The sequence below is a fragment of the Loktanella sp. S4079 genome, assembly GCF_000967725.1.
Classification (GTDB): domain Bacteria; phylum Pseudomonadota; class Alphaproteobacteria; order Rhodobacterales; family Rhodobacteraceae; genus Yoonia.
Genome location: NZ_JXYE01000002.1, coordinates 107,948 through 120,111, shown reverse-complemented (window position 1 = coordinate 120,111; position 12,164 = coordinate 107,948). Strand labels below are relative to the sequence as shown.

General features: G+C 53.9%; 11 protein-coding genes. 4 read left to right on the top strand and 7 right to left on the bottom strand.

Going from position 1 to position 12,164, the window contains the following annotated elements:
- Positions 1-289 precede the first annotated feature (289 nt).
- The gene (locus tag TW80_RS01650) at positions 290-1,333 is read left to right on the top strand and encodes an aspartate-semialdehyde dehydrogenase (RefSeq protein ID WP_045995632.1); all 1,044 of its coding nucleotides are present in this window, start codon (positions 290-292) and stop codon (positions 1,331-1,333) included.
- Here TW80_RS01650 and TW80_RS01645 read toward each other — a convergent pair.
- The 5 genes from TW80_RS01645 to TW80_RS01625 all read right to left on the bottom strand — a co-directional run bounded on the left by TW80_RS01645 (position 1,330) and on the right by TW80_RS01625 (position 6,966).
- Positions 1,330-2,151: an extensin-like domain-containing protein gene (locus TW80_RS01645; protein ID WP_045995631.1), complete on the bottom strand. Its 822-nt coding sequence runs from the start codon at positions 2,149-2,151 to the stop codon at positions 1,330-1,332. The genes TW80_RS01650 and TW80_RS01645 overlap by 4 nt on opposite strands.
- Entirely contained in the window at positions 2,148-3,071 is a 924-nt protein-coding gene (locus tag TW80_RS01640) for a prephenate/arogenate dehydrogenase family protein (protein ID WP_045995630.1), read from the bottom strand. The genes TW80_RS01645 and TW80_RS01640 overlap by 4 nt, the downstream gene beginning before the upstream one ends.
- Positions 3,068-4,156, bottom strand: coding sequence for a histidinol-phosphate transaminase (hisC, locus tag TW80_RS01635; RefSeq protein WP_045995629.1), 1,089 nt, complete (start codon positions 4,154-4,156; stop codon positions 3,068-3,070). Before hisC ends, TW80_RS01640 begins: the two co-directional genes overlap by 4 nt.
- A 186-nt stretch (positions 4,157-4,342) precedes the next feature.
- Positions 4,343-5,440 (bottom strand): redox-regulated ATPase YchF, encoded by a 1,098-nt coding sequence (gene ychF, locus TW80_RS01630; protein ID WP_045995628.1) that lies wholly within the window; start codon positions 5,438-5,440, stop codon positions 4,343-4,345.
- A 56-nt stretch (positions 5,441-5,496) separates the two neighbouring features.
- Positions 5,497-6,966 carry a sulfatase-like hydrolase/transferase gene (locus tag TW80_RS01625; RefSeq protein WP_162197145.1) on the bottom strand — a complete coding sequence of 490 codons (1,470 nt, stop codon included), beginning with the start codon at positions 6,964-6,966 and terminating at the stop codon, positions 5,497-5,499.
- A 254-nt stretch (positions 6,967-7,220) separates the two neighbouring features.
- Here TW80_RS01625 and trpA point away from each other — a divergent pair, with 254 nt between their 5' ends.
- Positions 7,221-8,012 (top strand): tryptophan synthase subunit alpha, encoded by a 792-nt coding sequence (trpA, locus tag TW80_RS01620; protein WP_045995626.1) that lies wholly within the window; start codon positions 7,221-7,223, stop codon positions 8,010-8,012.
- A 2-nt stretch (positions 8,013-8,014) separates the two neighbouring features.
- Here trpA and TW80_RS17540 read toward each other — a convergent pair whose 3' ends face one another.
- Positions 8,015-9,055: a Hint domain-containing protein gene (locus TW80_RS17540; protein WP_052700861.1), complete on the bottom strand. Its 1,041-nt coding sequence runs from the start codon at positions 9,053-9,055 to the stop codon at positions 8,015-8,017.
- Positions 9,056-9,250: 195 nt separating this feature from the next.
- Between TW80_RS17540 and TW80_RS01610 the strand changes: the two genes are divergently transcribed.
- Together TW80_RS01610 and TW80_RS01605 are read left to right on the top strand one after the other, a co-directional pair.
- On the top strand, positions 9,251-10,414 hold the full coding sequence (locus tag TW80_RS01610; RefSeq protein WP_045995625.1) for an alpha-hydroxy acid oxidase: 1,164 nt from the start codon (positions 9,251-9,253) through the stop codon (positions 10,412-10,414).
- Between the two features lie 200 nt (positions 10,415-10,614).
- On the top strand, positions 10,615-10,815 hold the full coding sequence (locus TW80_RS01605) for a hypothetical protein (RefSeq protein WP_045995624.1): 201 nt from the start codon (positions 10,615-10,617) through the stop codon (positions 10,813-10,815).
- Between the two features lie 33 nt (positions 10,816-10,848).
- Here TW80_RS01605 and TW80_RS01600 read toward each other — a convergent pair whose 3' ends face one another.
- Positions 10,849-12,030, bottom strand: a complete 1,182-nt coding sequence (locus TW80_RS01600; protein ID WP_045995623.1) for an MFS transporter — start codon at positions 12,028-12,030, stop codon at positions 10,849-10,851.
- Positions 12,031-12,164: the final 134 nt, after the last annotated feature.

Here is a 12,164-nt window from a genome sequence, read left to right as displayed (position 1 = left end):
CCCCTGCCCGCCAGCGTAAAGCGGTGATCCGCGTCTTCTCTTGCTCGCGAATGCGCCTCAAACGACATAAAATTTCAAACCACTTGCCAGCCGCGCATCTCTTTGCTACCCAGCCCGCCATGAGCAACATGATGACGAAAACCATGACGAAGATGACCACCGCGCAGGCGGGGGAATGTTTGGCATGGGCGCATCGCAGCTAACCTAAGCTAAACAAAAACCCCGCCGGATCGGACGGGGTTTTGTTTTACTTGGCCCCGTCTTCCACAACACAAAAAGGAAGACCCCCATGAATGCCCACGCACAACCCCAAGCCCAACCTGTCGTTGCGATTGTCGGTGCCACCGGCGCTGTTGGCCTTGCGCTGATCCACAGCCTTGAACGCCGTGATTTCCCTGTTGGCGAATTGCGCTTGCTGGCCTCTGCCCGATCCGCTGGGAAAACCATGTCGTTTCGCGGCAATAAGATCGCGATCACTGAACTGACCGAAGATAGCTTTGCAGGTGTAGATGTGGCATTCTTTTCTGCGGGCGCTACGATTTCACGTAAATTTGCACCGCTGGCCGTCGCTGCCGGCGCGCAAGTGATCGACAATTCATCTGCCTTCCGGATGCAAGAGGACGTCCCCCTGATCGTGCCAGAGGCAAATGGCCACGCGCTCCGGTCTGCGCCCGACATTATCGCAAACCCAAACTGCATTGCCGCGATCCTGACAACTGCACTGGCACCGCTGCACCAACGCTGGTCAATCACACGCCTGTCCATGTCCACCTATCAGGCTGCGTCCGGCGGCGGCGCTGAAATGATGGAAGAACTACGCGAAAGCACACGCGCGCACCTTGATGGAGAAGCGTTTGAGCCAAAGGTTCTGCCGCATTCCTACGCCTTCAACATCTTTAGCCACAATTCTGATATTGACCCGGAAACGGGTTACAACGGCGAAGAGCTTAAGGTCATTGCCGAGACACGCCGCATCCTCGAACGCCCCCAACTGCCCGTTAGTGTCACATGCATCCGCGTGCCAATTCTACGCGCCCACGGCATCGCGCTGACTGTGCGTTTCGATGAACATGTGACTGTGGACAGCATTCGTCTTGCGCTTGGCGATGCGCCGGGTGTTCGACTGGTGGATGATCGTGCGGCCAACCATTTCCCAATGCCGATTGAGGCCTCTGGCGAAGAGGACGTATTGGTCGGGCGTATTCGAAATGATCTGGGCGACCCATCAGGCCGGACTGTGACAATGTTCATCGTCGGTGATCAGTTGCTCAAAGGTGCTGCGCAAAATGCGGTCCAAATTGCCGAACAGTTGCGCGCGCAGGCAGCAGCCTAACGACAATATGGCCCGCTGCGATACCGCGCGGTATCAAAGTGGAAATGATCGAGATGAAAACGGTTTGCTTCGGGGCCCAAAACGGTCCCGAATGGACCGCAGGCGGCGCGCCACATTTGCCGCAGTTGCGCGCCGTCATCCGCACTATTCCACCCTGTCAGAACAGTGATTTCGCTCCCGTCTTTGAGGCGAATGCCCGCAATATCAATGGCACGACCATTAGCGTGTTCGGATAACCGACCATTTGCTGCGTTATTCCGGTTGCGGCAGGCGTAATGAGATACTACACGCAGGCTGGCGATACCGCCCCCGTCGTTTCCAACCGCGGGAATTGCGCCCCGATTAACCCAACGTTTTAGCGCCTCTGCCGTCCGACAATCCATTGTTGCCGCAGGCCGCAGCGCCACCCCTGCGACGGATCGCACACGCACTGCGTTCGAAACACCACAAGCGCCCGGCCCTTCAACACGTCCCAATGCGCTGCCCTGAATAGCTACGTCATTGCAAACCTGCCCCCGCAACAAGGCAAGACGCCGTTCGGTTGCAGCTGCCTCAATCGCGTCGGGGCGTTTAAGTGGCCGCAGGGAACCAAACACAGCAAACGGGCTAATTGCAAACATGCCGATTTCAGCGCGCGCCTCGGCACGGGTATGGGCCCCATAGGACAAATCTGGCCTGTCATAAGGGCGAACAACTGGGCGTAAAACGGGCGGCGGCACATAAGTGCCACGCGCCACAGGCCGCAAAGTTGGTTCGCTATCTTGTGCTGCCGCAACGCTGGTCCATAGTCCCAGCAAGAGCGCAGCAAGCCGGATCATTTTGATGCCGCTGACCCGCGCCCAAAGTCCGGCGCGTCTGTATCCTGCCCCGCCTCAATAATAGAGCGGCGGATTGCACGTGTATGCGTGAAGTAGTCGAACAAATGATCACCATCACCTTGGCGAATGGCACGCTGTAGCGCGAACAATTCTTCGGTGAAGCGTCCAAGAATTTCGAGCGTTGCTTCTTTGTTGTTCAAGAACACATCGCGCCACATTGTCGGATCTGATGCCGCGATGCGGGTAAAATCCCGAAAACCTGCGGCAGAGTATTTGATCACTTCGCTATCGGTCACCCGGCTTAAATCGTCGGCGACACCGACCATCGTATAGGCAATCAGGTGCGGTGTGTGGCTGGTAACGGCCAAAACCAAATCGTGATGGTCTGGATCCATCTCATCAACATTGCTGCCCATACCGCGCCAAAGATTTGAAACGCGTTCGACGGCATCACGGTCAGAACCTTCAACAGGCACAATGATACAAAAGCGATTGTCAAAAAGCTCTGTAAACCCGGAACGTGGACCTGAATGTTCGGTCCCTGCCAGCGGGTGTGCGGGAATAAAGTGAACCCCATCTGGAATATGCGGGGAAACAGCGTCAATCACCGTACGCTTAACCGAACCGACATCGCTGACAGTTGCACCAGGCTTGAGCGCAGGACCAATTTCAGCGGCAACCGCGCCCATCGCACCAACTGGCACACACAGCACGACCAAGTCGGCACCGTCTACAGCCTCAGCGGCGCTGTCACAAATCCGATCGCAAAGTGCGATTTCGCGTGCGATGTCACGGGTCTCTTGGGAACGTGCATAGCCTACGATTTCACCAGCAAGCCCTGCACGGCGCATGGCATGGCACATCGAAGACGCGATTAACCCCAGCCCAATCAGGGCAACCCGACCGTAAACTTGTGTCATTTACGTACACCTTTGAACTGGGCAATGGCATGTACGACACGCCTGCACGCGGCCTCATCACCAACAGTGATACGCAGGCAGTTCGGCAGACCGTATCCCGCAACTTTTCTTACGATAATACCAGCCTTGCGCAGCGCCTCGTCACAGGCATTTGCTTCGGTCTCATCAGCAAAACGCGCCAATATGAAATTGGCGGTAGAGGTATCCGAAGGCACGCCAAGCTCTGCCAACGCCCCCGCCATCCAATCGCGACAACGCGCATTTTCGATCCGGCATTTTTCTGTGTGCGCTGTGTCACGCACAGCTGCCTCAGCTGCTGCCAAAGCAACAGTGGACAAGTTGAACGGACCACGAATACGGTTGAGCACGTCGATAACAGCCTGCGGGCCATAGCCCCAACCAACACGCATCCCACCCAGACCGTAAATCTTGGAAAACGTGCGCGTCATGACGACATTCTCACGACTGTCGACAAGCGCTTTGCCTGCGTCGAAACCTTCGACAAATTCTGCATAGGCTCCATCAAGCGCAAGCAGGGTCTGTGGTGGCAAACCTTCGGCTAGACGCGCAACCTCGGCAGCGCCAATCATGGTACCGGTTGGGTTGCCGGGGTTCGCGATAAACACAAGCTTTGTCTTTGGTCCACAAGCGGCCAATATCGCATCGACATCGACGACCCGCTCACGCTCTGGCACGACGACAGGTGTCGCACCAACCGCATGGGCGTAGATCGGGTACATTGAAAATCCGTGTTCGGTGAACACAATTTCATCGCCCGGACCAGCGTATGCTTCGGCAAGGAGCTTCAGAACGTCGCCAGAACCGACCCCGCAAAAGACACGATCCGCATCAACACCCCAGACATCAGATATCGCGGAACGCAATGCTGCATGGTCGGTCGTTGGATAGCGGTTCAGCCCATGCAACGCACGTGCTGCGGCCTCTTTTGCTGCATCCGAAGGCCCCAAAGGGTTTTCGTTTGATGACAGCTTGAGAACATTGCTCACCCCATCCAATTTGGATTCACCGCCTTTATAGAGTGCGATCTCCAAGATACCCGGTTGCGGTTCGATACCGTCAGCCATTTTGCTCCATCCTTATCATGTCGCATGTTTCTAGCGTCATGTTTTCACGCTGACCAGAGACAAGGATCACCGATCTGCGCCGATGCTCAAAAATGTCGGCGCGATGCGGTAATAGGTCCACACAGTTTGCACAGGCGGGTGGTATTCTGGTTGGTTCGGTGGTCCCGGATCAAATCCGGGACGGCGTTACGTGTTAAACAAGAAATGCATGATATCGCCATCTTTGACGATGTAGCCTTTGCCCTCTGCACGCATTTTGCCGGCCTCTTTGGCGGGCTGTTCACCACCAAGCAAGACAAAATCGTCATAGGCAATTGTCTCGGCCCGGATAAACCCGCGTTCGAAATCACCATGGATGACGCCCGCAGCCTGCGGAGCAGATGTGCCTTGCTTGATGGTCCATGCGCGGGCCTCTTTGGGGCCGACGGTGAAATAAGTCTGCAATTGCAGCAATTCGTACCCTGCACGGATCAAACGATCGAGCCCTGCTTCTTCGAGGCCCATTTCACCAAGGAACATTTCTGCTTCCTCGGCATCGAGCTGGCTGATTTCTTCTTCGATCTTAGCCGAGATGACGACATGGCTATTGCCTTGCGCCGCGGCCATTTCTGCCACACGCGCAGATTGGCTGTTGCCGCTGCCTGCTTTGTCTTCTTCGACGTTACAAACATAAAGAACGGGCTTGGTCGTCAAAAGCTGAAGCATCTTCCAAGCTTTGGCGTCGTCTTCGTCGACCTCAACAGTTCGGGCAGGTTTACCGTTTTCAAGCGCCTCTTTGGCTGTTTCCAACAAACGCACCTGTTGCACGGCTTCTTTATCGCCACCGCGCACCTTGCGAACGAGGTTCTGCAGGCGCTTCTCAATGCTTTCCAGATCGGCCAACATCAGTTCGGTTTCGATGACTTCGGCGTCTTCGACGGGATCTACGCGCCCTTCAACGTGGGTGATGTCATCGTCTTCGAAACAGCGCAAGACATGCGCAATGGAGTCGCATTCGCGGATATTGGCCAGGAACTGGTTGCCCAAGCCTTCACCCTTTGAGGCACCTTTAACCAGGCCTGCGATATCAACAAAGGTCATCCGCGTTGGAATTATCTGCTTGGACCCGGCAATCGCTGCCAATTTATCAAGACGCGCATCAGGAACACCCACCTCGCCCACGTTGGGTTCGATCGTGCAAAATGGAAAGTTCGCCGCCTGCGCAGCAGCAGTTTTTGTCAGCGCATTGAACAGGGTCGATTTACCAACGTTTGGCAAACCCACGATACCCATCTTAAAACCCATAGCGGCTCTCCTTTATCGTTGCAGCGCTAATAGGGCGCAGCCGGGTTGGGTGCAAGCTAATCGCTACCCCATATCACTTGTTGCAAATCATAATTGCGATTAAGCTCCCGGTTGATGCGATAGTATCCGCGCTGCTCAAGCAATGTTGGGCCTTCGTCCACCAAAGACACCCCCAGACCTCCGCGCCCGTCAGAAATAATTCCGGCCATTGAAAGGATCGTCGGGAACACATCCATCATTGACCCAAGCCGATCATTCACTTCGCCTCGTGGGATGTGTGGTAGATCGTACCCCATAGCGAAAAACGTATTGCTTCGCCCCTCCTGCGCCTCTTCACTGTCATACAGCCAAAGATGATTCAAATGGTCTGACACGAGCAAAACCAGTGCTGGGCGATCGCGCCTTACGCTTTCCCACCAACTGAGGAACGACCTGACATTCTGAATGGTACAACGAACGGTTTCGGTAAGGTCTTCGGTTTCATAGGCGCGCCCTGTTTGCGAACAGTTTGAGGCCACAGTTCCCGATTTACCGTGGGGCCCATAAGTCAAAATAGTCAACAAAAGCGGATCATCGATCGGAGCCATTTCCTGGTAAATGTCCTTTGCGGTATCCAACGTGAGTGCATCATCATAGCGACGCACCGCAGCGCCAAGCTCGAGCCTTTCTTCAGAGTAGCGCTCGGCCAATTGGTCACGGCCAATAGCTGTATCGTACCCATGTGACTTGATGAATAAGTCTATCCCGCCAAACTCAATGACACCGCCCATAATATACGCCGTCTGATAGCCGACTTCCGACATCACATCGCTAAGGCACCTATGATCCCCCAAAAAGGCTTCTTGGTCCCCCCAGCGATACATATTGCGCAGCCCATTTGGGAGCAGTGGCAACCCACAATGAGACGCAACAATTCCAGCCAAGGACCAACCCGTGCCTTCGACCTGCTTAATCTGTGTGAATGTTAGTCCCTGTGGCGCAAGTTCTGCGATACCATCATATGAATCCCCAAATCTACTTCGATCCAAGAACTCTCGATCCAATCCTTCAAGGTAAATCAGCAATACGTCAGGCGCCACGCCGTTCATTTCAACTCCGGGATCGTGAACGCGTACCGCTAGATCGTTCTCGACACGCGGTGTCATAACCATGTTCATCGCATTAATGCTAAGTGGATTGATCATAGCGATTAAAAGCGCTGCGAAATAATACCCCTTGAACGACATCTGCAGAAGATTGCTAAGCCAATAAACGCACACGACATATACTAGCAGTACAGAAACCAGTGGCCGAAGTGCGCGAATGATAATCCCGTAATCGGCACCCACCATACCAAAACTCAGATGATGTACAGCCGCTAGGAGGTCAAATTCACCAAATCCGGCTGTCACCGTCAAGGCTGGCATGATTAACAATCCAACAATTAATGGCACCATGACCCAATACGAGGGGCGGCGCCACGCATTCGGATAACCCGCTGCACCAATAGCGATCAACCCAATGGTCACCAGTGTCCAGTTAATCAAGGGATACACATAAGGGAGCACGAAAACGAGACATGAGGCCAACGCTAGCCCCAATGACCCTATCAGTGCGAAGTAAAAGCGTAGCAAATTCAGGGTCATCTCTCTGTCATGGGTAATCAGTTTTTCTTCCTATTCGATGAGTCTTAAATGTAGTCCAAATTGTCAATCTGTCCTACGAACAGTAAACTGTCCCCATTGATTTCCGACAACGAATAAAGCAAACCGTGATCCGTATAGATACGCCGGGGATCAAGATGAGCAGAATCGACGCTAAATTTGCAGAACTACGTGCCGCGAACAAAAAGGCATTCGTAGCCTATGTGATGGCTGGCGATACAGACTATGACACCGGGCTTGAGGTCGTCAAAGGACTGCCCGCTGCTGGCGTCGATATTATTGAGCTTGGCATTCCATTCACTGACCCGATGGCGGATGGCTCGACCATTCAATTGGCGGGGCAACGTGCACTGGATGGCGGGCAGACGCTGGAAAAAACGCTGGAATATGCGCGCGAGTTCCGCAAATCTGACGATACGACCCCGATCGTTATGATGGGCTACTACAACCCGATTTATTCACGCGGCGTTGATGCTTTCCTAAAGGATGCAGTTGCGGCGGGTATTGACGGGCTGATCATCGTGGATCTTCCCCCCGAAGAAGACGAAGAACTATGCATTCCTGCCCAGGCGGCTGGCATAAACTTTATTCGTCTGGCGACCCCGACCACCGATGACAAACGTCTACCCAAAGTGCTGCAAAACACGTCTGGTTTTGTCTACTATGTTTCGGTGAACGGGATCACAGGCGCTGCCGAAGCCCAAGCTGACATCGTCGGCCCCGAGGTCGCGCGGATCAAGTCCAAGACAGACTTGCCTGTCATCGTCGGGTTTGGGATCAAGTCACCAGAAGCCGCCGAAAACATCGCAAGCATCGCTGACGGCGCGGTGGTCGGCTCTGCTATTGTTGAGAAAATCGGCAACGGTGAGAGCGTTGCTGATGTGCTGGCGTTCGTGAAATCCTTGGCGGATGGGACGCATAAAGGGTAGCGTCAATACGCCCCCATGACCGGGTAACGCTTCTTTGCTGGATAGATTTCAGTCAGCAAACCCGCCTCGAAACGGCGTAACGTGCGATAGGCAGTCGGACCGTAGGTTTCGACACTACGGCCTACCGCATTTAGCTTTTGTTTAATTTCTTGCTTGTCTGCGTCACTCAGGATGACATCAACCTGTTTGGCCGGATGCAGGCTTTCGGCATAGGCACCATTGGCATTCAACGCGTGATGTTCGTCTAATAAAAGATGCACGTATGTTACGGTTAGACAGGCTTCACGCGTGACGCCGGAAAGATGGGTCAGATGCTTCGCGTGCACGAACACTTCATGGCTTTCGAATAACAACTGCGACTGCGCTCCAGCGACGAGCATCCTATGCCAGGGTGAGACATGGATCGACCCGTCATTTCCCAGTACGCCCACGTCAAAACGGATAGGTGCCATCTTGCCGTAGCCAAGCACAGTTTGCTTCCCGACCCACAAAATAGGCTTTGGCCCAGCTTCGCGCGTGATGACGACGTCTCCTTCGCGCAGATCACCTGCAGCGACGAATCCGTCAGGCGTTTCTATGGGCGTTTTGGACGCAAAGCAAACGTAGTCAGCATAGGTGAAATAAGGGTCGCCCGAAACAGCCGCATTCGGCTGATTATCGAAGGCAACGATGTCATAGGTGCGGCCTTCCACCAATGGATATTCGGACAAAGTGTAGGTAAAACTGACTGGACCATCTTTGCCATTCAACAGCACAACTTCGAACGTCACATCCTCGATCGGATCATAAAGTGTCCAACCTGCATCTGCATTGATTGGAATGTCCGTGTATATGGTTGTCGGCGTTGTAACCGTAGCAGTCGCTGTTTCTTGACTATTCTTGACGTTATCGTCCAACGTTTGACCGTCGACGCCAGTTTCGTTATCCGTGATTACTGCAGTCCCGGTCGCCGTCGTATCACCTGTGAACGTGAACGAACCGAGTGTTGAAGGAAACTCCGTATAAGGAGACCAGAGATAGATATTAAAGGTATAATCTGCCACGTTTCACCAATCTTCCTTAGTCATAAGCGCTATCATAAACCAAGTACTCTGACGTTAAGTTAGTTAGGGCGGCTTTTGGGCAAATCTAAGGCGTGAATCCAATTCAATTCGCTTTCCCACAACGTTCGGTGAAAGGCAGTTGAACGGGACTCCATCAATTGGTAACAAGAACTAACCAATTTTAGGAATTCAGCCATGCCCGTTATCACCACGATTGACGACCTCAAGCGCCTGCACAAACGTCGCGCGCCCAAGATGTTTTACGATTACGCCGAAAGCGGTAGCTGGACGGAACAAACATTCCGCGAAAACACCACTGACTTTGATCAAATCCGCCTGCGGCAGCGCGTGGCGGTCGATATGTCGGATCGCACGACGCAATCGCAGATGATCGGACAGGATGTTGCAATGCCCGTAGCGCTCGCCCCTGTTGGGTTGACGGGCATGCAATGCGCTGATGGGGAAATCAAAGCTGCCAAAGCTGCCGAAGATTTCGGTGTTCCTTTTACGCTATCGACCATGTCGATTTGCTCAATCGAAGATGTCGCTGCCAATACCAAAAACCCGTTTTGGTTTCAGCTATACGTCATGCGGGACGAAGAATTCGTCGATAATATCATCGCCCGCGCCAAAAACGCCGGCTGTTCAGCGCTGGTTTTGACATTGGATTTGCAACTGCTTGGGCAGCGGCACAAAGATCTCAAAAATGGTCTAACGGCTCCGCCCAAGATGACCATTCCAACAATGATCAACCTTTCGACCAAATGGCGCTGGGGCATCGAGATGCTGCAAACCAAGCGACGGACCTTTGGCAATATCGTCGGCCACGCCAAGAACGTTGGTGACACCAGCAGCCTTTCATCGTGGACATCAGAACAGTTCGAACCCAAACTTGACTGGGGCATGATCGCCAAGCTCAAGGAAAAATGGGGCGGCAAACTGATCCTCAAGGGTATTTTGGATGTCGAAGACGCCCAAAAGGCAGTCGCCGTCGGCGCCGACGCAATCATTGTCAGCAATCACGGTGGGCGCCAGCTTGACGGTGCGCTATCTGCTGTTCGGATGTTGCCCAGCATCGTTGCTGCGGTGGGTGACCAGATCGAAATTCACATGGATAGTGGCATTCGTTCAGGTCAGGATGTGCTTAAGGCGCTGTCTCTGGGGGCAAAGGGTGTCTACATCGGACGGGCATTCATTTACGGCCTCGGCGCGATGGGGCAGGCAGGTGTGACAAAGGCACTTGAGGTGATTCACAAAGAGCTAGACCTTACCATGGCGCTCTGTGGTCGACGCGATGTTAAAACGCTCGATCGCGATGTGCTTCTGGTGCCACAGTCTTTTGAAGGAAACTGGCAGTAATCCCCCTAAAGTGCCAATTTGGCCTGCAAAATACGTAAAAATGGCACCACTTGCGAAGTTTTTTGCTGAGGGGGGAAAAAACAACCAAGGAAAACATTGACCTCACGCCATTTCAAATAAAGTTTACCCCGGACTGCTGATGGCGGAATTGGCCGCCTATTCCAGCACTCACGTGAAAAGTATGTATTAGGAGAACTACAATGCGCATCACAAAAACTCTTGCCGCTGCTGCAGCTCTGGCTGTTGCGTCTACATCTGCTTTCGCTGGCGGCGTTGCACCTGTCATCGTCGAGCCTGTTGAAATCGTTGAGCCACCAAAAACTTCTTCAATCAGCTCGACATACGTCGTGATCGGTGTTGTTGCTGCGCTTCTGATCGCGGCTGCTGCTGCTGAAGAATAAGACTGGGCAACCAGTCTTGACCGGACGAGCCGGTCAAGTTGCGGGGGTTGGCGCTATGCCAGCCCCTTTTTTATGCCTGCGCGGAATTTTCGCGACAACAATTGCCAGTGGAACAGCGAGTAATAGCATCCCAGCCACGCCTGCAAATGCGACACGCAACCCATAGGCATCCGAAGCCAACCCCATCAAGACGGGTGCAAAAAAGAAACCAGAGAAACCGATCACAGCGGTACGGCCGATCGCTTCGGTACGCAAACGCGCTGGCACCAACTGGCCAACCAGCGCGAGCCCCATTGGCCCGATGACCGATACGCCCAGCCCGAGCACGCCAAAACCGACATAGGCAATCATCGGTGTCGGTGCGATTGCAGCGATCACTGCCCCCACCGCCGAAACAAGTGATGCCACTATAACCACAACGATTTCGCTATAGCGCGCCGCCACTGCCTGCCCCGAGAAACGACCAATCGCCATCGTCAGCCCTAGCATCGCTGGACCAAAAGCACCCTCTGCTGCGCGCCCGTGCAACGTGCGTTCCAAATGCAACGCGGACCATGCTTCGACGGTGGCCTCGGACATAAATGCGATCAGAACAATCGCGCCACACAGCACGATAGGCCACAACGGATAGCCGCCCGAGACCTGATCGTCGCTCGTGTCGAACTCAGGGACTTCCATCCAGATGAATGGCGCGATCAAACAGCACAGGACAGAAAACCCCGCAAATACGGGTGCTGGTGGCAGTCCTGCCTCGCGCGTGACCGCCACGACTAAGGCCGCGACACCATAGGCCACCGAAAACATCGCGTGGTTTGCGTTCATCAACGGTTTATCGTGAACCGCCTCAAGCGCGCTAACCCGCGCATTCATGATCACGTCGAGCAACCCAGAGCCAAGTCCCACCAAGCAAAGCGAGAGAGCAAAGGTAAACGGCGTAAACATCAGCCCTGGCACCAACCAGGCCAGCGAAAGAAACACGACCCCTGCCTGCAAGGCGCGCGCCCCAAGCCAGCGATCCAAGATAGGCGCTAACCACATCGACGAAACCAGCCCCGTCGCAGAGCCCAGCAGCAAGGTCCCAAAGCCCGCATCAGACACGCCAAGCCGCGTCTTGATTTCTGGAATATAGGCCGCAAAGCAGCCCCAAAACAGGCCGACAACCACAAAGGCAGCAGCAGGACGGCGAGATATGAAAAGTGCATTTAATATAGACATAAGGGAATGGCTGACCGATTTTTTTTTCCAAAGCAAGTTTCAAATTATGACCAATTGTTTCGTCGCTGAAAGCATTCTGCTTGCCCTTGGAACGGCGGTATTTGTGTCAGTACAAATGCAAACCGCCCCCGCAC

Bases quoted from the DNA above. Each gene is read 5' to 3' on its own strand.
- TW80_RS01650 (WP_045995632.1), top strand. From the start codon at position 290: ATGAATGCCCACGCACAACCCCAAGCCCAACCTGTCGTTGCGATTGTC.
- TW80_RS01605 (WP_045995624.1), top strand. From the start codon at position 10,615: ATGCGCATCACAAAAACTCTTGCCGCTGCTGCAGCTCTGGCTGTTGCG.
- TW80_RS01645 (WP_045995631.1), bottom strand. From the start codon at position 2,151: ATGATCCGGCTTGCTGCGCTCTTGCTGGGACTATGGACCAGCGTTGCG.
- hisC (WP_045995629.1), bottom strand. From the start codon at position 4,156: ATGGCTGACGGTATCGAACCGCAACCGGGTATCTTGGAGATCGCACTC.
- trpA (WP_045995626.1), top strand. From the start codon at position 7,221: ATGAGCAGAATCGACGCTAAATTTGCAGAACTACGTGCCGCGAACAAA.
- TW80_RS01600 (WP_045995623.1), bottom strand. From the start codon at position 12,030: ATGTCTATATTAAATGCACTTTTCATATCTCGCCGTCCTGCTGCTGCC.
- TW80_RS01640 (WP_045995630.1), bottom strand. From the start codon at position 3,071: ATGACACAAGTTTACGGTCGGGTTGCCCTGATTGGGCTGGGGTTAATC.
- ychF (WP_045995628.1), bottom strand. From the start codon at position 5,440: ATGGGTTTTAAGATGGGTATCGTGGGTTTGCCAAACGTTGGTAAATCG.
- TW80_RS01610 (WP_045995625.1), top strand. From the start codon at position 9,251: ATGCCCGTTATCACCACGATTGACGACCTCAAGCGCCTGCACAAACGT.